Origin of the sequence: Desulfopila sp. IMCC35006, assembly GCF_005116645.1 — a bacterium.
Lineage (GTDB): Bacteria > Desulfobacterota > Desulfobulbia > Desulfobulbales > Desulfocapsaceae > Desulforhopalus_A.
In genome coordinates this window covers 239,497-259,509 of record NZ_SWCM01000006.1, presented here as the reverse complement: position 1 = coordinate 259,509, position 20,013 = coordinate 239,497, and the positions used below count along the sequence as shown (strand labels likewise).

20 protein-coding genes are annotated in these 20,013 nt (G+C 48.3%); 6 read left to right on the top strand and 14 right to left on the bottom strand.

Features of this window, described 5'->3' with window-relative positions; translation table 11 throughout:
* Positions 1 to 452: 452 nt before the first annotated feature.
* Positions 453 to 2,528 carry a DNA topoisomerase 3 gene (locus FCL47_RS12590; protein ID WP_136813855.1) on the top strand — a complete coding sequence of 692 codons (2,076 nt, stop codon included), beginning with the start codon at positions 453 to 455 and terminating at the stop codon, positions 2,526 to 2,528.
* Positions 2,529 to 2,628: 100 nt separating this feature from the next.
* Here FCL47_RS12590 and FCL47_RS12585 read toward each other — a convergent pair whose 3' ends face one another.
* The gene (locus FCL47_RS12585) at positions 2,629 to 3,909 is read right to left on the bottom strand and encodes a multiheme c-type cytochrome (protein ID WP_240744227.1); all 1,281 of its coding nucleotides are present in this window, start codon (positions 3,907 to 3,909) and stop codon (positions 2,629 to 2,631) included.
* Between the two features lie 611 nt (positions 3,910 to 4,520).
* Between FCL47_RS12585 and FCL47_RS12580 the strand changes: the two genes are divergently transcribed.
* Positions 4,521 to 4,706, top strand: coding sequence for a hypothetical protein (locus FCL47_RS12580; protein WP_136813854.1), 186 nt, complete (start codon positions 4,521 to 4,523; stop codon positions 4,704 to 4,706).
* A gap of 129 nt (positions 4,707 to 4,835) precedes the next feature.
* Here FCL47_RS12580 and FCL47_RS12575 read toward each other — a convergent pair whose 3' ends face one another.
* The 4 genes from FCL47_RS12575 to FCL47_RS12560 all read right to left on the bottom strand — a co-directional run bounded on the left by FCL47_RS12575 (position 4,836) and on the right by FCL47_RS12560 (position 7,881).
* A complete protein-coding gene (locus tag FCL47_RS12575; protein ID WP_136813853.1) occupies positions 4,836 to 5,078 on the bottom strand; it encodes a dissimilatory sulfite reductase D family protein in 243 nt (80 codons plus the stop codon).
* 432 nt (positions 5,079 to 5,510) lie between these two features.
* The gene (locus FCL47_RS12570; RefSeq protein WP_370459554.1) at positions 5,511 to 6,167 is read right to left on the bottom strand and encodes a hemolysin III family protein; all 657 of its coding nucleotides are present in this window, start codon (positions 6,165 to 6,167) and stop codon (positions 5,511 to 5,513) included.
* Positions 6,168 to 6,347: 180 nt separating this feature from the next.
* On the bottom strand, positions 6,348 to 6,554 hold the full coding sequence (locus FCL47_RS12565) for a hypothetical protein (protein WP_136813852.1): 207 nt from the start codon (positions 6,552 to 6,554) through the stop codon (positions 6,348 to 6,350).
* A gap of 505 nt (positions 6,555 to 7,059) precedes the next feature.
* A complete protein-coding gene (locus FCL47_RS12560) occupies positions 7,060 to 7,881 on the bottom strand; it encodes a molybdopterin-binding protein (protein WP_136813851.1) in 822 nt (273 codons plus the stop codon).
* 707 nt (positions 7,882 to 8,588) lie between these two features.
* Between FCL47_RS12560 and FCL47_RS12555 the strand changes: the two genes are divergently transcribed.
* Positions 8,589 to 8,888: an antibiotic biosynthesis monooxygenase gene (locus FCL47_RS12555; RefSeq protein ID WP_136813850.1), complete on the top strand. Its 300-nt coding sequence runs from the start codon at positions 8,589 to 8,591 to the stop codon at positions 8,886 to 8,888.
* Between the two features lie 182 nt (positions 8,889 to 9,070).
* Positions 9,071 to 9,997 (top strand): polyphosphate kinase 2, encoded by a 927-nt coding sequence (gene ppk2, locus FCL47_RS12550; RefSeq protein WP_136813849.1) that lies wholly within the window; start codon positions 9,071 to 9,073, stop codon positions 9,995 to 9,997.
* Positions 9,998 to 10,029: 32 nt separating this feature from the next.
* On the opposite strand, the gene FCL47_RS12545 is transcribed toward ppk2, so the two are convergent.
* Entirely contained in the window at positions 10,030 to 10,851 is an 822-nt protein-coding gene (locus FCL47_RS12545) for an MBL fold metallo-hydrolase (RefSeq protein ID WP_136813848.1), read from the bottom strand.
* 621 nt (positions 10,852 to 11,472) lie between these two features.
* Here FCL47_RS12545 and FCL47_RS12540 point away from each other — a divergent pair.
* Positions 11,473 to 13,602 carry a VTT domain-containing protein gene (locus tag FCL47_RS12540; RefSeq protein WP_136813847.1) on the top strand — a complete coding sequence of 710 codons (2,130 nt, stop codon included), beginning with the start codon at positions 11,473 to 11,475 and terminating at the stop codon, positions 13,600 to 13,602.
* A 1-nt stretch (position 13,603) separates the two neighbouring features.
* On the top strand, positions 13,604 to 14,308 hold the full coding sequence (locus tag FCL47_RS12535; RefSeq protein ID WP_136813846.1) for an endonuclease/exonuclease/phosphatase family protein: 705 nt from the start codon (positions 13,604 to 13,606) through the stop codon (positions 14,306 to 14,308).
* A gap of 1,084 nt (positions 14,309 to 15,392) precedes the next feature.
* Here the strand turns inward: FCL47_RS12535 and FCL47_RS12530 are convergent.
* The 8 genes from FCL47_RS12530 to FCL47_RS12495 all read right to left on the bottom strand — a co-directional run bounded on the left by FCL47_RS12530 (position 15,393) and on the right by FCL47_RS12495 (position 20,012).
* Positions 15,393 to 15,731 carry a putative quinol monooxygenase gene (locus FCL47_RS12530; protein WP_136813845.1) on the bottom strand — a complete coding sequence of 113 codons (339 nt, stop codon included), beginning with the start codon at positions 15,729 to 15,731 and terminating at the stop codon, positions 15,393 to 15,395.
* A gap of 106 nt (positions 15,732 to 15,837) precedes the next feature.
* Positions 15,838 to 16,956 carry a DUF1207 domain-containing protein gene (locus FCL47_RS12525; protein WP_136813844.1) on the bottom strand — a complete coding sequence of 373 codons (1,119 nt, stop codon included), beginning with the start codon at positions 16,954 to 16,956 and terminating at the stop codon, positions 15,838 to 15,840.
* A gap of 23 nt (positions 16,957 to 16,979) precedes the next feature.
* Positions 16,980 to 17,366 carry a DUF302 domain-containing protein gene (locus FCL47_RS12520; protein ID WP_136813843.1) on the bottom strand — a complete coding sequence of 129 codons (387 nt, stop codon included), beginning with the start codon at positions 17,364 to 17,366 and terminating at the stop codon, positions 16,980 to 16,982.
* Between the two features lie 105 nt (positions 17,367 to 17,471).
* Positions 17,472 to 18,737, bottom strand: coding sequence for an AI-2E family transporter (locus tag FCL47_RS12515; protein ID WP_136813842.1), 1,266 nt, complete (start codon positions 18,735 to 18,737; stop codon positions 17,472 to 17,474).
* A 115-nt stretch (positions 18,738 to 18,852) separates the two neighbouring features.
* Positions 18,853 to 19,059 (bottom strand): hypothetical protein, encoded by a 207-nt coding sequence (locus FCL47_RS12510; RefSeq protein WP_136813841.1) that lies wholly within the window; start codon positions 19,057 to 19,059, stop codon positions 18,853 to 18,855.
* The gene (locus FCL47_RS12505) at positions 19,038 to 19,427 is read right to left on the bottom strand and encodes a phage holin family protein (RefSeq protein WP_136813840.1); all 390 of its coding nucleotides are present in this window, start codon (positions 19,425 to 19,427) and stop codon (positions 19,038 to 19,040) included. The genes FCL47_RS12510 and FCL47_RS12505 overlap by 22 nt, the downstream gene beginning before the upstream one ends.
* Before the next feature lies 1 nt (position 19,428).
* On the bottom strand, positions 19,429 to 19,725 hold the full coding sequence (locus FCL47_RS12500; protein WP_136813839.1) for a YqjD family protein: 297 nt from the start codon (positions 19,723 to 19,725) through the stop codon (positions 19,429 to 19,431).
* Between the two features lie 71 nt (positions 19,726 to 19,796).
* Positions 19,797 to 20,012 carry a hypothetical protein gene (locus FCL47_RS12495; RefSeq protein WP_136813838.1) on the bottom strand — a complete coding sequence of 72 codons (216 nt, stop codon included), beginning with the start codon at positions 20,010 to 20,012 and terminating at the stop codon, positions 19,797 to 19,799.
* Between the last annotated feature and the right edge of the window lies 1 nt (position 20,013).

The following is a 20,013-nucleotide window of genomic DNA, read 5'->3' as shown; positions in this document are numbered from 1 at the left end:
CTGGCGAAACTACGAAAAGTATCTTGACGACCTTGTGGCGATACTTGGCGATACAGTTGCGAAGAGATGATGAACTGCCAGCATGGGCGGGACATGGAACGGAGGAATTCAGCAATCTTCTTGTCAATTATATTTTTATCAGTCAGAAGTGACAGTTCTGCACCGCGGAGCACGGCTGATTTATCGTAAATTCACCAAAGTGGATCCGCTCAGGCGTGAAAAATGAATGTTGCCAGGTAAAGCAGAATATCCCTTTTGTCATAGACTATCTCTTCTTGATACACTATACGATCCATTGAAATGCCAACAATCGACATGGTGCTGCCTTCTGCTCTCGTTTGCCGATGCGCTTGGCCCAGCGTGCAGGCTTGCTGATCAGTGAGAGGGGAGGTCGGGTATCACCCTGACCCCTTTGCAACCGAAGTAGACAAAGATCGAGAGAAAATAGTCCGATGAAAGTTGTTATTGCCGAAAAACCGTCGGTGGCCCGCGATATTGCAAAAGTTCTCAATATTACCGCCAAAAAGAAAGGGTATATTGAGGGCCGCGGTTGCGCGGTCACCTGGGCCTTCGGGCATCTGGTAACCCTTCAGGAACCTGGCGAATATGACCCGGCGCTCAAGCGCTGGTCGCTCGAGACCCTTCCCTTCGTGCCCGACCAATTCAAGCTCACCCTGATCAAAAACAACGGCGTGGCGGAGCAGTTCCAGCTGATCAAGACCCTGTGCGAACAGGCCGAGGAAATTGTCTGCGCCACAGATGCCGGGCGGGAAGGAGAGCTGATCTTTCGCTATATTCTGGCGCTGTGCCAGTGCGAAGACAAACCGATCCGCCGCCTCTGGCTCAACTCATTGACCCCAGAGGCCATTCAGGCGGCGTTCAAGGATCTGAAGGACGGCCACGACTACGACGCTCTCTATGCGGCCGCACGCTGCCGCAGTGAGTCCGACTGGATTGTCGGGCTCAACGCCACGCGCTACTACACCGTCCGCCACGGTCAGATCGGCGGCAGCGATCGCGTGCTCTGGAGTATAGGCCGGGTGCAGACGCCGGTGCTGGCAATGATCGTCGACCGTGACGACTCTATTGTCCAATTCTGTCCCCAGCCGTTCTGGGAGCTCACCACCCGCTATCGCGAGGTGGTGTTCAAGTACAGCGGCCAGCGTTTCGAGCGACCGGAGAAAGCCCAGGCCCTGCTTGACAAGGTCATTGGCCAGCCCTTTGTTATCACCGGCAGTGCCGGTAAAGAGAGCAAGGAGCAACCGCCCCAGCTCTTCGATCTTACCACCCTACAGCGCGAGGTCAACAAGCAGCACGGCCTGTCGGCGGCCGCGACCCTCGCCGCCACCCAGAATCTTTATGAGGCCAAACTCGTCACCTATCCGCGTACCGATTCACGTTATCTGAGCAAAGATCTCCAACCGAACGTTCCCAGGATCCTGGAACAGCTCAAGGCCATGCGGGCCGAACAGATCGCGCCGCTTAACCTCGCCAAACTCCCGTTTACCAGCCGGATCATCGACGACACCAAGGTGACGGACCATCACGCCATCATCCCCACCGGCGTTACGCCGCGTAACCTCGGCGCCAATGATCAGCTCGTCTATGACGCAATCACCACCCAGTTCATCGCCGCCTTCTATCCCGTCTGCATCAAACATGTAACCACGGTTGACGGCGTGAGTCAGCGGGTCAGGTTCCAGGCCAAAGGAACGCAGATTATTGAGCCGGGCTGGACCGTTCTCTTTCCGAAAAAGAAGATGAGCCAGGACGCTGCCGATGACCAGGCCCTTCCGGCCTTTATCGATGGGGAAACCGGCGAGCATGAGCCAGCCCTGCGCGAGGGCAAAACCAAACCTCCCGGTCATTTCACCGAAAACTCACTTCTCGGCGCCATGGAAGCCGCTGGTAAGTTTGTTGAAGACGACACCCTGCGTGAGGCGCTCAAAGAGCGCGGTATCGGGACGCCCGCGACCCGCGCCGCCATCATCGAAACGCTGCTCCGCCGCGGCTATATCCGGCGCGAGAAAAAACAACTGCGCTGCACCGATATGGGTCGCTACCTGATCGCCCTTATCCAGGATCCTCTGCTCAAATCGCCGGAAATGACGGGGGAATGGGAGGAAAAACTTAAAAAAATTGAAAGCAGCCAGCTCGACCCCGATATCTTCATGACCGGGATCAGCAGCTACATCCGCACCCTGATAGAGCACAGTTCCGCCCGCCGGCTTGACCCTGCACGCTGGGGGAGTTGTCCACTCTGCGGCAAAGAGATTATCAAGGGGAAACGGGCCTACGGCTGCTCCGGCTGGAAAGAAGGTTGCCCCTTTGTGTTGGAAGCGGAGTACAAAGGGATAACGCTGACGCCAAGGCAGATTCAGGGCCTGCTGCAACTGTGCATCCTGCCGCAGCCGGTGAAAATCGATGACGAACCGCGCATCCTCATCCTCTCCACCCATGGTATGATCATGGACCTGCGGCTGCCCTCAGCCGATCGGCAAAAAAACATCCTCAAGAAAGACGGTTAATTTTGCCGGAGTATGTTGTCCCCGTCGGCCTGATTTCCATAACAGGAAAAGGCGGGATCCTGTGCAGGATCCCGCCTTTTCCGTCTAGATAGGCAGGTGGCTATTTTTCACTGCGCATCGTTTTGGCCAGCTCTTTGATTTCACCCAGGTCTTTGGTCATCTCGTTCCAGCCATACCAGTAGGCATAGTCCGGACTGACATGAAAAAATGCCTGATAGGTGCGCATCCGATGTTTCATGTACATCTGGACCAGCACTTGATCGATGTAGGAGAGCTTATCCAGATCCTTGTCCCATCTTTCCCCGTTAGTGTGCATAAAGGTCAACAGGAATGGGTAGTTAGCTGGATATCCTGCCGGTTTTTTGATCAGGCCGTCTTTATAGAGGGCAGCGACAGTTTCAATCGCGTCCGCCATAAGGCGATCCGCCTTGATCATGATTGAATCACCCATGTCGAGCTGTTCCTTGACGTATTTTGCCGAGTGGCACTGGGAACAGATCTTCAGCATCTTGTCTCTTTCTTTTTGCCACGATTCCTGGTCGAGCTTGGCCATGCGGACGGCCTTGACTGCATCGAGAATAGGTGTCGGCTTGCCGGTAACCGGGTCAAGAACCCCAAGGGCTTTGAGAATGGTAACGCGGTCGGCCGCGGCTTGTTTGTCGTCCGGCAGAGGTAATCGAACTCCGAGAAATCCCCATGCAGTTTCGTTGGCATGGTTGCCATCGGGCATATGACAGGTTTGACAGCTTGGTGCTGCTGCCCCTTCCGGGAGGTCGCCATGTTTTTTGGCAAACCAGCGTTCTCCGTGCTTGGAACTTGACCACATTTCCCACTGTGGATGATCGTAGCCCATATGGCACTGCTGGCAGGCAAAGGGATTAACGGCTTCTTTCTTGGAAAAAGCGTGCCGGGTGTGGCATTCGTCGCAGGAATTGTTCTGGTAGCGATACCCCTTGCTTGCCAGTTCTTTCTTTTGCTCTTCGGTCTTGATTCCCATGTTGTGACAACCGCCGCAGCCCCTACCTCCTTCAATCAATTCGTCAGGCGCCATGTGGGTCGCCGGGATTGCATTTAAGCTGGTCCAGCCAAAATTGTGCTTGCCATGGGAAAACTGGGTGAACTGTTCCTCATGGCAGGACTGGCAGACTTTTTCATCGGGAAGAACCGCCAGCTTATAGTCTTCGGCGTTTTTGTGTGCTTCTCCGTGACAGGCTGAACAGGAAATATCGTTTTTGGCATGTTCGCTGATTTGCCAATCCTTGACCTGGCCGGGCGAAAGTTTTTGGTGACACTCAATACAGACATCGGCCGCATGAGCAACACCGGACAGCAGCAGCAGGGAAAAGATTCCCGCCAGTACCCCTTGCAACGTTTTCATCATCTGCCTCCTCCTTCGTTAAAATTATCAGGAAACCCCCGCTGTTCGGAGGTTATGGGTAGCAATTTTAAACACTTGCGGGGCTGACACAGTTGTTGAATCCACTCTGCTGCAGTACCCTGTAACACAGCCCATTCACACTGTCATTAAATGATCTCTGGTGGTTAATACGATCTTGTTATTACGCTTTTTTCTTTATCAGCTTGTGTATATTTCGCAGAAGAGAGTATCAAAAAGATTGAGCAACATGACCATCAAAACAGAAGATAGCCTTTGTTGCAAGAGACGTCTTTGCGCTTACGCAATGACGTCTCTTGTTTTTGCAAAAAGGGCGGAGAATTTATGGCATGGGATATTTTAAGTTCTGCTTGCCACCCGAAACTCAGCCTGTCGGAGTGGCAGGACCAACCTGGTATTCATTCATGATCGTTTGTGGCTGTCATTGATAGTATCTACCAGCATTTTTATGCTGTTTATTGATCATTGCAATTGTGGTTTCATGATATAAGTTTTACCAAAGTCAATAAAACATCATTGATGACAATCACGTCTATCATTACTTTGACTGTTGCGTACATAGAAACATTCACAGATCTGATCGAAGAGGTGACATTATGCGGCTACGGGGTAAAAAAGTTTCGAAAGCCTACCAAAAACTGGTCTTCGTCAACGATAAGGATGGCAAAGAATATGCGTGTTATGCAGGGGATCTCACAAACCATAAAAAAGGCAGAGGGCTTACCAAAAATGAGCGGGAAAAATGTATGGATTTAAGCTTTGTGCTCGGCGAAACATGGTAAGGGGGAACGGTATGAGTGTCAGAGGACGGACATGAAAATGAGTCTTCAGGCTTAACATGAACACTCATTCCTGCCCGTGCGCAGCAGAGATTTTTGGAAATCGGCATGCTTTACTTAACTGCTCAATTTTCAAATTCCTCCCACGCCCTCCTCGTTTTTAATTCGGCTTTGCAGCGCATACATTGTTGTTGAACCTGAAGACCAGAACATGAGCTTTCCTTCCTTGACAAGATCATTGGCCAGATTTTTCAGATCGCGTGGTTTTGTCTCTGGATCACAGCAATAGAAATCTTTAATGTACAACTGTGCTTTGGGGGATGTTTTCGCTTTCTCAAGAATTGCATCCTTCAATGCTTCTTTGGTTAATTGCATATGGAACCTCCTAAACGGTCTCAAATCAGCAGCAGATCTGCCAGGACGTGGAAATGATATTTTCTGTGTAAAGGATGGAGTGGTCGCTTCATCCTTTACATGTTTGAGACAAAGAAAGGGTGGACAGAAACCTTCTCTCTTTCATTACTGAGCAATATTCGTGCCTTTTACCCAGTTTGTTTATCAGTAACTTCTGCCCGGTTGCCATCTCAAGTGCTTTGAGGGCAAGCAATGCGCCAGGAAGCGCTGTCCCAAATAATACGCTGCCTCCGGCGCGTTGCTTTGTGGGAAAAAACTCTAAACGCTAGGTACTTGACACGTGCGCATAGCTCTCTGTGACAGGTCATATATGACCATGTGGTTAGATATGACCAATAATGAGGTGTCCGGAGATATTGCTCAGGTGGTAACTGCCTCCTGTTTACCGGAATATCAGGCTGCATACCACAGTATCGCAAAGTAATGGCAGAAGGTGCCGGCCATAACAAATAAATGCCAGATAAGATGGCCGTATTTCAGCCGGGAATCGGTGGCGAAAAAGGCCACACCTACTGTGTAGAACAAGCCTCCGGCAAGTAACAGGAGTAAACCCGCTGTTTGTACCCTGGCTAAAAACGGATGAATCGCGATAACGGCAACCCATCCCATCATGAGGTAGAGAGAGGTGAAAAGAATAGGGCGGGACGCCAGATAAAACCCCTTGAGCGAGACTCCAAGCAGCGCAAGCCCCCAAACCACTCCGAGCAGCGACCAGCCCCACGCACCATGCAGTACCCCGAGGGTGAACGGTGTGTAGGTGCCGGCGATCAGTAAAAAAATGGCTGAATGCTCGATGATTCTGAAAACACGTTTGGCTTTCCCCGGTGGTAATCCGTGGTAGACAGTAGAGGCAAAATACAGAATTATGAGTGTCGCGCAAAACACAGCGGTGCCGACAATGAATCGACCATTTCCGTTGCGTATCGCATCAGCTATGAGTATCGGCGTCCCGATAAATGCAGCGATGAGCCCAACGCCGTGGCTGATGGTGTTTGCTATCTCCTCGACTTGAGATTGCTGACGATTTTGTTTCGCATTGAGTGTTCGGATGTCAATACCTTTAGGCTCTGTTTTCCAAATCTGAAGCCTCTTCGGGGCTCGCCTTAGTGTGTTGCTATAACACTCGGTCTGAGACATTTTTTCTTTTTTACCATCTTTATCGTGCATGACCATATTCTCTTTTTTTTCCCTTTGCCGCCGAACGTCCTATCAAGTCTTCACTGCGAGGCATCATGCTTTTGAGTCATCCTGCAGATACCCTCTTTCCGCTTCGAGCTGGTCCTTCAGCTTTTTAATTTCCAGAAGGGACTTTTCTGCTGACTGTCTTCTCCTTTCCTCCACTTCCCTTGCCTTCATAAGATCGACCAACCGCTTTTCGACCAGTTGCTCAAGACCTCTTCGGTTATATTCAAGCTCAGTTACATCGGAAATCGCCAAAAAGATACACTTCGCTTGATTCTCGTCTGTAAAGATCCATCTCACGTTCAAACGAAGTATCTTCTGGCCCAGGGGCCCAAAATTATGCTCCAGCTCCAAGTCGTCAAATTTTGAATTTTCAGGGAGGATGTTCTCCCGTAACTTTCGCAGCCTGGGGATATCCCATTGCCGGTTGCCAAGATCATAAACTGTTACCCCTTCGACTTCATCGGCTTTGAAATGGAAGGTCCGGTAAATTTTTTTGTGTCTCGCATCGCAGGGGAGCGCTCACTCTTCATTAGACGTTCTCTATCTTCTTTTTCCGGATCGATTTTGTCGTCTGGATACAATCCGGGGTATCAACAGGATTGTTATTGTTGGTTGATGGGGTATAAAAAACCTGGTTCCTCTCCATGAAATAATGCAAAAATGCTGGTTGAATACGTCAGGCGGTGCCGAGTTCACAATGGTTTTTCTGTATGAAGTTTTTTCTGATTACCCCTCAAGCTCAGCTTGTCTACGAATGTCATCGCACAGGTTTTTTGGTAATTGAAAAACCAAGCCCAGTAAGACCTGCGCAAAGTTCTTGAAATGCTTTTTCCAGCAGTCTCTTTTTTTCACCGATGCCGGAAATAGTCATGATAATATCCATTTCAGGGTTCTCACCGATTGTTGTAGCCAAAGATTTAGTGTAAATTTCAGGATACTTTTCCACAATGCGAAGCAATATCGGATCCAGAAGAGATTCATCATTGCACATTACGGCAACACAGCGCGACATTGCCTCGCCTTCGCCAAAAGCCTGATCGAGAAATTGCTGCAAAGATTGCTGAATAATTCCCTTCAGCTCAGAAGGAACGCCGGGGACGCTTATAATCGCCGTTTGCTCTACATGCAGATAAACCCCCGGCGCTGTCCCTACAGGATTTAACAGCGGCTCCCCACCCAGAGGGAGGCAGGCCATCTTTTGCCGAGCTGGATTCAACCCCCCCTGTTGCATGATTCCCTGTTCAAAGAAGCGGTCATACTGTCGTCTCACCATCTCAAGGGCTTCGTTGTGCAGGGCGATTTCACGATCTGTTCCTTCAGCGACGGCCTGCAGGGTTAAGTCATCTGCTGTCGGTCCAAGTCCCCCTGAGGTAAAAAGGATGTCAACTTTTCGCGACACGGCCTCGCGAACTGCCGCCGATACGACCTCCAGTACATCCGGGACTATGGTTACCCGTGTAACCATCCCACCACGTCCATGCACTAATTTGCATAGCCAGTTTGTATTCGTATCTAGGATATCACCAGTTAATATCTCGTTTCCGACGATAATTATTTCGACTTTCGCTGCTATTCGCATAATGCCTCGTAATTTTTGACATGGAAGTATATTCCCGTGTTGAGTGCAGGTACAATAAACCATCTTACCTTAATCAGAATAAACATTTTCTTAAAAAGAATTTGTGATTACCACTAAACTTCAGCTACATGGGGATATGAGGAGCCCTTTTCACGGGACGCCATAAACCCATCCCTGGGGGCTTGACCGCAGCCATCCAGGCTGCGGAACACCCGTGCAAAGGGCACCTCATATCCCTCTGAACCTTCTAAGCTGCACTTTAGTGGTAATCACAAAAGAATTTGAAGACCACTAATGTCCGGCAATGATCCTGAACCAGGGAATGCAATGACAGGTACCTGATGGTAAGTGCGTCTGTTGGGTTTTTTCAATTGCTTTAAGTTGGCAACAGACATCTCTTGATTGTGCGAAGAGGTCCGAAAACAATTTACAGGAACTCAGTATCCGCTGAAAAACAGCACCTTTGGACGGTGCACGGCAAACTTTGGGGATAAATATTTTCCCTTCAGCGAATGTCATCATTGGGCTTAGTCCGTTGCTGTGCTGCTCTTGATGAGATCTTGCTGCAATAACATCTCTACGCCATGGGTATGAAAATCGCAGGTATATTTGGCATCTTCAAGCTATAAGTCTTACTATCGGAGATAGGATTGTTATTGAACACATCGCACCATAGCCGACTCAACTTTTGCTTAACGGAGGTTCAAATGCCTGCATATGTGATCATCAAACGTAAATTTAGAATGAATCAACCGGATAAATTGATACCACTGATGAATGAATTAAACCGCCGTGCCAAAGATCAGCCCGGGTACCTCTCCACAGTGACTCTGCAAAGCACTGAAGACTCGGAAGACTACATCGTTATCAGCCAATGGGAAACAGCAGATGCATGGAAACGTTGGTTCGTGAGCAAGGAAAGAAGGGATATTCAGGGCAAGGTGGACAGTTTGATTGGTGAACGAACCTTCTATGAAGTTTTTCAGCCGATCGATTCAGCCGGTTGATAGATTATTTTGATACCAGGAGTTGTATGCAACGAATCAAAGATAGTATATATTTTATTTAATCTCTGCATCCTGGACAGCTAGAAAGTTCATCGAGCTGTCCAGGATTTTCCTCCTTTCGGCTGAGCGTATCGAAGAGTGGCCGGTTCAACCCGACAACTGCAACTTTGGGGATTACTTTTATGGGCAAGAAAAAAAGCACAAGCAAAGACAGTAAAGATGGCAAGAAGAGCATCAAGCCGGAAAAAATAAGACTGCTTGAAGGAACCGCAGCCAAAAATTGCAATACCCAAAAAGGCGATGACACCACAGCAATCTACATAAAGAAAACGAACCTGCAGTATGAACTGGATTTAAAAAGACTGCAGATCGAATTGATGAAACTGCAAGATTCCATGAAGGATAATGGTCAGCGTATTCTGGCGATTTTTGAAGGACGCGATGCCGCTGGCAAAGGAGGCACGATCAAGCGTATTACTGCTCATCTTAATCCTCGAAATACCCGGGTCGTCGCCCTGATGAAACCTAACGAGACGGAAATGACCCAATGGTATTTCCAACGCTATGTCGCGCACCTGCCTTCCGCCGGTGAAATAGTCATTTTTGACCGAAGTTGGTATAATCGGGCAATGGTCGAACCGGTCATGGGATTCTGCTCCGATGAACAAAACAAACGTTTTTTAAAAGATGTGCCAATGTTTGAGGAAATGTTGGTAAAAGAAGGGATAAAACTTTTCAAATTTTACTTTTCAGTCTCAAAAAATACTCAAAAAGAACGGTTTGACTCACGAAAGACCGACCCGTTGAAGCAGTATAAACTTTCCCCGGTCGATAATCTGGCTCAAGAGTACTGGGACCAGTATTCCGTGAGAAAATTCCAGATGCTCTCGGAAACTAACAGAACTATTTCGCCTTGGACGGTTATTCGATCCGACGACAAAAAAACTGCTCGCCTCAATTGTATGAAATTTATTCTCAGTAAGATGGACTACGATGATAAACTGCCGGCGGGAGAGCTTGAACCCGACCCCAACATTATCATATCGGGTATAGATGAATTGAAACATATGGAAGACAACCTGATGACACCCGAACTGCTGCACGGGTAACAACCACCGGGGAATGTTGCTTTATCTGGACACTACTGCTGATTATCTTGAAGGGTGTTGAGTGACGATCTGACCATGTGGGAAAAACAGGCATTCCCCATAGTGAACAGTTTGACCGGTAGATCATTTTTTACTCGCAGTCGCTTGATGATATCTTTCTCTTTCATTCCTTTTTTATGAAGTTCGAGAACCTGCTGGTTAAAGCTTATAAGATAATCGAGTTTTCTTTTTATGAGGGTATGGCCGTCTTTCATACTGGGGCGGTGGGCACAAAAAAGTATGTCAAAATCCAATTCTACAGTTTTCTTTAAAGAGTCTATCTGCTGATCAATCCTTTCATCAATTCTAAAGAATTGTATTTTTTCACCTACGTAGAGATCTCCGGAGAAGAGCCAACCCTCTTGCTCTACATGGTAAACAGTATGATCTTTACTATGCCCAGGGGTGTGCACGGCCTTGAGGGTGATTTTTTCAGTTTCGATTATTTCGGGACAGGTTTCTGCTTGAACCCGTGGGGCTTTGCCGAACAGGATTTGCTGATAAGGGAGGATATTGAATCCTTTTGATAACTTTGCTATCCCATTAGGATGCAGGTATACCGGTACACTGCATTGATCTTTCAGGAGACCTGCGTTGCCGCTATGGTCCTCATGGTGGTGTGTCAGCAGGATCGCAGCGACATTGTTGCAGTCGATCATCGAACTTACTTTTTTGCGGAGGTGGTGGGGACCGGTGTCTATCAGGATAGAGTCTATAAGATAAAGATAAACTGACTTTATTGGCTTTCCCATAGGTGCAATACCGACCTCAAAGCCTTTTACAGGTCCATAGGAATGCTGTTTTGCAAATAACATAGGCGATGATCTTCTATTTACAGAGGTGACAGTGGTGGCCAGAACAACCCTTCATGCTACTTCCAGCTCAAAGGCAGAGGCGTTAATCGTTAATGGCACGTCAGTCTACATTTAATACCTCCCCCCTTGCAATACCTTATAATTACCAAAATTCAGCCGGATCTCCCTGAAGAGCATCAGGAATTTGGTAAAGCAGAACTTCCAGATACCGTGGTTATCTTTCATTATGAGCCGTTTACAATATGCTTGGATTCGTTTTGGCAGTATTCACTGATGAAAACGCTTGCTGAGAGCGAGCGACGAGATGAAATTATCCATGCAGCTGTGCAATCTTCTAAAAACAGCATAGAATCCCACCATATTGAACACGCTGTATATCGTTTTTGAATGATATTAATTGTTTGTGATGTTTGTACGCGAAAGGTCGAACTATATACCGCGAATGAGCCTTTTGAGCAAAAATCTTGCCAAGTTTCTGATAATGAATAGCATAATGCTATGAATCGGTTGGCGTTTGTCACAAACGTGTGGAAACTGTCCCGACTCCTGACAAGAGAGTACATTCGAGCAGAGCTCAACGCTGTGAAAGTTTGGCAACTGAGTTCTTTTTGGGCGGACACAGTGCGAAACATATATAAAAATCTTGAAAACTACTGGAAAATACTTCGGGCAGAACGGGCCGCGATGATAGTTGATGGGGAGGACTATTATCGAGCGCTCCATGAGGTAATGCGTGAAGCGAAAAACAGGATCATGCTTGTTGGCTGGGACCTGCATAGTGAGTTGCGTCTGATTAGAGATGGTAACAGCGGCGGATATCCTGTTCAACTTGGCAAGTTTCTCGACTCGCTGGTAAGGGAAAAGAAGGGGCTGCAGATATATCTGTTGGCCTGGGACTTCGCCATGATATATGCCATGGAACGTGAATTTTTTCCACGGTACAAGCTGCAGTGGCGCAGTCACAAAAATATTCATTTCTGCCTTGATGGTGCACACCCGCTGGGCGCGTCACAACATCAGAAAATGGTCGTTGTCGACGACAGTCTGGCGTTTGTCGGCGGGTTTGACGTAAGCAAATGGCGCTGGGATACTTCTGAACATCTGGTGGATGATGCAAGGAGAAAGTCACCGGATGGCGACCATTATCCTCCTTTTCACGATATTCAAATGGTTGTTGACGGCGATGCGGCAAAGGCCATTGCTGCCATTTGTATTGAAAGGTGGCAGATGGCGTGTGAAAAAAAACTGGAATTGTTGGGAAACAAGAATGCAAGCGATCTATGGCCGGAATCTGTTCACCCGGATTTTGCTGATGTGGATATAGCTATTTCCAGGACGCTGCCGGAATTTAAGATGTGCAGTGAAGTTCGCGAGGTCGAACGACTCTATCTTGATTCAATTGAAGCGGCAGAAAATACCATTTATATCGAGAATCAATATCTTAGCTCCTACAGGATTGGCGAGGCGCTGGCAGGTCGGCTGGAGGAAGAAAACGGGCCTGAAATCGTGATTGTCATGCCACTCGAAACTGGAGGATGGTTGGAACAGCATACCATGGATGTTTTACGTGGCCGAGTTTTACGGCGTATGTTCGAAGCAGACAGATGGAATCGCCTGAGGGTGTTTTATCCCCGGCTGGCTGATAACCCGCTGACGGCTCTCATGGTGCACGCCAAGGTAATGATCATTGATGATAATTTTTTACGGGTTGGTTCTTCCAATTTGAGTAACCGGTCGCTGGGGCTCGATTCGGAATGCGATCTCTCCGTCTGGGCAGAAGATAACGCGATCGAAAAGAAAGAGAAGATAGTCCTCTTTCGTAACCGGTTGCTGGCTGAGCATCTGGGTGTGCCACCGGATAAGTTGGAAAAGGAATTTGAGGGAAATAGTTCACTTGTTGTGACTGTTGATCGGTTGCGGTCCGGTGCAGGACGTACACTGGTGCCTATAGACCCTGAGGCAACCAAAGACAGAGATCAATGGGTTCCGGACTCAGCCCTGCTCGATCCGGAAAAGCCTATCAAACCAGATGAACTTCTTGATTATTTCATCGATAAATCTCACCAGGTAAGGGCATATCACCATATGTTTAAAATTATTTCTCTGATTGCGTTTGTCTTAGGAATGGCGATCCTGTGGCGATGGACACCGCTCGGAGAATGGCTGAGTATTGAATCTGTGCTTCAAGCAGCACGCTGGGTTGAGGGCCAGCCATATTCGCCGCTTATTGTGTTGGCTGCCTTTCTGGCTGGCGGACTCGTGTCGTTTCCTGTGACGCTGATGATTATCGCCACGATTGTAATTTTTGGGCCGTGGCCAGGTCTGTTGTACACTCTTCTTGGGACTGAGTTAAGTGCAATGTGCATGTTTCTTATTGGCCGTTTACTGGGACAGGATACTGTCAGGAAATTATCGGGAGCATTATTGAAACGTTTAAACCATAAATTATCAAAGTCGGGTCTTTCTGCGGTTATAATGTTCCGGATCGTTCCTATTGCACCTTTTTCGGTAATCAACCTGATAGCAGGCGTTTCCGATGTTTCGCTCAGGGATTTTGCGGTGGGCACTCTGATAGGCCTGCTCCCCGGCACCATCGCGATAGTTTTTGTCGGGGACCAAATTGCAAAGTCCATGAAAGCACCTGATCAAACGAGTTTGACTATATTGGGCTTATCTATCGTCGCGGTCGCAGCTGCATTGAGCGGACTCCGCTGGTTTTTGAGAGCCCGTCAACACAGGAAAAGAAGATGAAATGTCGGATAGTTATCTGAAATTTTTAACTGTGGCGACATATAACATTCACCGGTGCATCGGGACGGATGGGAAAGTTGATTCAGCAAGAATTGCAAACATTCTACAGCAAATTGATGCAGATATAGTTGCCCTGCAGGAAGTTGTTTCGCTTGGAGACGAAAGCGGAGGCATGCTTGGAGATCTGGCAAAGAAAACCGCATTACAACCAATACCTGGTTTGACGATGCTGGAGGGGGATGGACATTACGGCAATGCACTCCTCTGCAGAATTCAGCCGCAAAAAGTCGAGCGGATCGACATCAGCGTGCTCGATAGAGAGCCCAGAGGTATTTTAAAGGTTCGTTTTGCCTATGAAGGTAAGGCACTGGTTGTGTTTGCTACCCACCTGGGATTGAAGCATTTTGAGAGGAAATTTCAGATAAGGGAACTCATCAGGCAGGTAGAGAAAGAGTCAGAGCATTGCTGCTTAGTTGCAGGGGATTTTAATGAGTGGAATAGGTGGGGGCGCAACATGCATCTACTGGACAGCACGTTGGAAAAAACGGCTGCATTGCCGACTTTCCCCTCTCGCCACCCCCTGATTTCTCTGGATAGAATCTGGGTTAATGCAAACGGATTCATCGAAACAATTTCTGTATTCAAAAATAGTCGGTCCAGAGTAGCCTCCGACCATTTGCCACTTGTAGCAAAAATCAGGTTTTAATTGAAATAGTTTTTACTTGCTCTGACGTTGGGGCATTCCAATGTAAACACAACCAATAAATACACCATTATGGATCTTGAAATGAAGCGTCAGGCCGTTGAAAAGGCAAAGCCATTGACTGATGGCATTCCATCTCTGGGGAAATGGAAACAGAATCCTGATCTTCTGGAATGGCTGGAATCACTATAAAGTGCTGGATAGCGCACTTATTAATGTGAAGAGATATGCCGGAGGAAACTTCAGCGGAGAGCCAAGCCAACAGGCTCTCCACATAAATGAACACTCAACATAAGTCAAGTTATGTGGAGCTCCACGTAACTTGACGAGCTGGGCTACATCCCGTTTTCCAAAGAAGGTGGGGAACTGCTGTTTCATTCAGTAATCACAGGTGGTCAATTTTCGGTTGTCATTCACTAAACCTCAGCTATATGGGGATATGAGGTGCCCTTTTCACGGGACGCCATAAACCCATCCCTGGGGGCTTGCCCGCAGCCATCCAGGCTACGGAACACCCGTGCAAAGGGGACCTCGTAAACCCGCTGGACCTTCTAAGCTGAACTTTAGTGGTAATCACAGTCTTTAATGTACAATTGTGCTTTCGATGACGTATGTGCTTTCTCAAGAATTGCAGCCTTGAGTGCTTCTTTTGTTAATTGCATATGGTACCTCCTAACGGGGTTAAAAAAATAGCAAATCTGCCAGGACATGAAAATAATTCTCTTACGCGTAAGCGATGTAGTGGTCGCTTCATCCTTCACATGTTTGCAATAGAGAAAGGGTGGACGAAATCCTCTTCTATCGTTTAAGGTTTGCAATCTTCGTGCCCTGTCATTGATATTCAATTTTTTTCATACAACTCTCTGAATTCAGATAAATAATTAAGATATGGTGAAAACGAATTTTGAAGAGATAATTCTGATTAATGTGGTTAAATATAACCAATGGATGTGTTTGACCGTGCGGAGTTGATTTGGCCTGGCGGCCTTATGGACGAATATTCCGCCGGGAGGCAGAAAAAACCAATGGGTATTTATAACTTTCGGAGAAAGGGAAAAGCTAAGCGTTGCACAGCTTCATTTTCATACTATTTGTCGCACGGAATATTTCTCAAGTCATGAAGCGCCTCGCTCCCTTCTGAATCTGAATCAGCCAGGATTCGAATCTTCAATGGTGCTGACAAAAGACTTTTGGTGCCAAGCAAAATACTGAAGTGGTTGGACCTCAAATGTTGGTCGAGACACTGACGAGTTTCCCATTCTGATATCAAGTTGAAAACATTTTCGTCTTCGATATCAGAGAAGATAGCATAGCTCACACACCCTTGCTTCTTTTCGGCCTGCTGAAGTAAGGAAAGGAGTGTCAGGAGGACCTCTTTTTGCTTCGCAGGAAGAACGGACATGTATGTTCTGAGTGTAAACATCATTCTCCTCTCCTGATATGTTATATAATTATTTTCAACTCCGTGATCAATACCAATTACAAGTCCAAGAGTCATATCTGAGCGTTGATTGTATTTGGCCATTTTTCAATCAGAATCCCAGAGACACGCCAAGGCCCAAAAAATCAACTTTGTTATTGTAAAACTGACCATAAGGATCAAATCCATCGTACCATTCGATCATCAGGCGCAGGCGGCGCTGACCCGGATTGGGGTGACCGAATTCGAGTCCGACCTTAATACTGGTATCGATGTCCCAGTCATGTTCTTCCAGGCTCTTCATGTCGACCCCACCGATCGGTCTGCCGTTCCAGAAAAGCGTCTGGCTGCCTTGATACTCGATTCCCCAGTGGCCGCTTGCCGGCTTGAGGTCGGAAGGTTCCTTGTGCACCAGATACTCACCGCCGCCGTACGCCCGCCAATTCCGCCATTCTCTTGCATAGATCAACTCAAGGGCCTCATAACTGAGATTGATTCTCTCCGGGGGATTATCGCCGAGAAGAAGTTCATCCCCCAGGTGGGAACTCTGGTGATATATGCGGTACCGAAGGGAGTTGTCGCCATACCGATAGGTGATTGGAAGACCGATAGTATAGTCTGCGTTGATCAGATTGGCGGAAGGGGTATCAAGATTGAATTGGCCGAACAGGCCTGCTTCCAGACTGAATTGCAGGCCATCTCCCTCCTTCCCGCCGAAGAACCTATATAGCCCGAAGGTCTCTCCAAAGCCGACAAAGGCCATGGTATTTCGCAATCCCAGAGATTTGAAACGGTTGATACTCACGTAGAACTGCGGCTGCTTTGGGTCGGCGATGAGTGGCTGGAACAAGTCACCTGTTGGAAAGTTTTCCCCTTCCCCGGTTATTCCCATAAACGTGACCGGTGCCGCCGGATTGACCCCGGTAGCAGGCTCCGGCTGCACCACAATGGACATTCTCTGCAGGCCGTCTATTTCCAGCAGCTGTCTGTTTGCCTCTTCCTCGCGTACGGGGTCCTCCTGAAAAAGAGTAATCGTGGCAACCCCTTTTACTATTTGTAAATGATAGCTGTCTCGTTGCCAATGCAGGTCACGTTCAAGGACCGAGGCAATATACCCAGCGAGAAACGCATCATCGGTCCTGTCTATGGCGGCCATGGTGGGGGATGGGGAGCCGACTCCCGCTATCCCCAGAGTAATCAGGGCGATGGCAAGCAGAGTGGTTGCTCTCATGTAATTCTCCTTTTGACAACCGCTCAAGCCGATATCGCTTCCTGCATGATTTTTATTATTGTGTCCTCTACTTCCTGTGCTGCCCCGGCCAATTGCGGCGAGTTGAACATCGCCAGAAGGGTGGTAGGCTTCAAGGTGGCCAGAATGGTTTTGCCATCTTCCCGGTAGAGGGAGATCCGACAGGGCAGGGCGGTGGAAATGCTCATATTCTGTTCAAGAACCTTTTTCGCCTGTTGCGGTTGGCAGACCTCGAAGATTTGGCATTCCCGGGTGAACTCGACGCCTTTCCTGGTCATGGTTTCCTGGAGATTGTGGACCTGCATGATCCCAAAATGATTGGCCGGGACGGCAATCTGTAAGGCGGCTGCCACTTCACTCACATTTTTGTCAGTGGATAATTTGATCAGCATAATTTTTCTTTCCTTCATTAAATTTGAACAGTTTACGACGGTGCACTGTCATGGGCAGGCTATTTTTTCCTCCACTGCTATATTCCTACGGTCGCGTTGACGATTTCACAGCTTTTCGTCTTGTTGGTGGAGCGGTATACCGTTTGTTGCCAACGGCGATGTGCTTAAGGACTGTTTCTCGTGCAAAGCGATTCCTGCCAGATGATCCAGTTCGGCGTCTGTTGTTGTGGGAAGAAAACGCTTCCGATAAAGCTCGTCGTGCAGGATAGTCACGACAGCAACCATGGGGGCCGCAATTAAAACCCCCAATACGCCGAAAGCGGCGATGCTGAGGAGCATGGAAAAGACTACTGCCAGTGGATGTAATTTCAGGCGCCGCGCCATAATGTAAGGGATGATCACATTGTTCTCGAAGACTTGAACGGCGATATAGACAAGCACGACCCACAGCGGAGTCAGCCCGCCTTGGCCGACAGCCAGTAAAAGCGCCGGCACGGCACTGAGTATCGGACCCAGAAAGGGAATCGCTTCCAGAACAAAAGCGACCAGCCCAAGGACCAGTGCATCCATGAAACCAAAGATCGGCCACATCAGCATGAAAACCAGCATGCCTATGGACATCATACCCAGCAGAGTCGCGCCGGCCCACATCGGAACAAATTTTCCGATACGCTGCAGGATAGTCACCACCTGATCATGGTGGCACTCAGGGAAAAGGGCAATTATTGTACCAAGGATCGGGCGGGGATTCATGAGCATAAAGATCACCCCAAAAAAGACCGTTACCAGAACAACCAGTATCTGCGCTCCGTTGAATGCTACTGCCGTGAAGCTGCCCAGTGCATCTCTGATCATCTTGCTCAAACTGGTGCGAAGCGTATCCGCCGTTTTGGGAGAAGCAGCTTGAGTCGCTTTTTTCTTGAGTGGCGCTACTAGCTGATTTCCCGACACGGAACTGTCCTCAGCAATTTCAGTACTGACTTCCGCCTGGAGTTTCTCCTCGAAAATTACCGATTGCTGCTCAATTTTGATCAGGGGTTTCTGGAGACGTTCCCAGTATCCGGGCAAGGTTTCCGAGATGGTAACCACCGAGGCCTTCATGGGACCGAAGAATGCCCAGAATGTCAAACCGATCACCACTATCGATCCCACCGTGAGCAGTCCAGTCGGTATTTCTCTTCCGCCTTTTCTGGCCCTCATCCAGGTTATCACCGGATTGACTGCAAGAGATATCAACAGAACAAGCACAAGGGACAATAAAATGGGCGAGAGAAGTGCGAATGTTCGAATGAAGGCAAGAAGAGCAGCACCAAGCACGATATAGAAAGAAATCGAACATGGCTTTGGCTCTACAGTGGGTTTGTTTGGCATAACACTTTCTGTTGAAGATTTACTTAAATTCTAACCTTGAGAAAGGGCAATTTTTCAGCACCTCCCTTGTCGTGAACTGTTGTAGTAATCTCACCGGCTGTTGGCCGGGGCGACACTAGCTGTGTGTGCCTTTGCGCTCGCGTATAAATCCGAGAATCTGCTCAATGAGAGTCAGTCCCAGGGTAAGGTTTGAACCCGTATTGAACATACCGCTCCGGATACCATGGACCTCGACATGAACCAGTTGACGACGCAGGTCACAACATATGGCCATGCGGTTCTTGGCCTCCTGGATTTTTTTCATTTCCTGATTGAGAAACATTTCATGTCCTTTTTCAATTCCGCAAGGCTCTGGTCAAAAGCCAGCGGTTTTTGTCCCAGGTGTCGGCTGACGGCAATAAAGAGAAATACTCCCGCCAGCAGGCTGGCAGCAGCTGCGGCTAAGAGTCCGTAAATTTTCCATTCGGGCGGCAAGATGTACACCCCGGCCAGAACCACCAGCAGGAGGCCAACCATGGAAAAGACCATCCCCATACAGGCCAGGAGCCATGCCTGGATCAGTCGTATTTTAGCTTCGCGCAGTTCCAGAGCAAGCAGTTCCAGGCGATCTTCGAGGATTTGGCCGGCTAATTCACTGAATCGCCCGGCAGCCCCGGTAAACCTGGAGATGATTCGTGGAAGTCTGCTCATGTTATTTCCTTGACATGAACCAGCCCAGCAGCAGGCCACCGATGAATGTTCCACCGATGGCATAGTATGGTTTTACATGAATAAACTCGTCAGCCTCCGTGACTTTACTCATAACCTGCTTTTCAAGATCGCCGTACCCACTTTTGCTGGAGTCCAGGCGTTCTTTCAATGCCTCTCTGGCTGATTTGATCCGATCGTCAAGCTCTCCGGACGTGGCATCTACGAGGGCTCGGGCATGGTCAATAAGATGCTGCATTTCTTCACTCATTTTTTGGGTATTATCTTGCGATTTTTTCATGGTGGATACTCTCCTTGAGGTTATTGTTTCTGCTTGTTGCGCTGGTTTTGTCCGGCAGGAGCACAAAACTCTTATTCCTTATATTTGGTGACGGCATCTTGAATAGCAGTGCTTAGTGCACTCCACCCATGCTCTACACCGTACTTCATCTGCTTCCAGGAGTCGTCGCCAGCCGCAGCCATCTCTTTCACCTTGCTCCTGATGGCTGAAACCTCCCGTTCCAGCGTTTCGATCTGTTGGCTATATTTGATACGCGCGTCGGCGGTGGAAGCCTTAGTTGTTATCAAT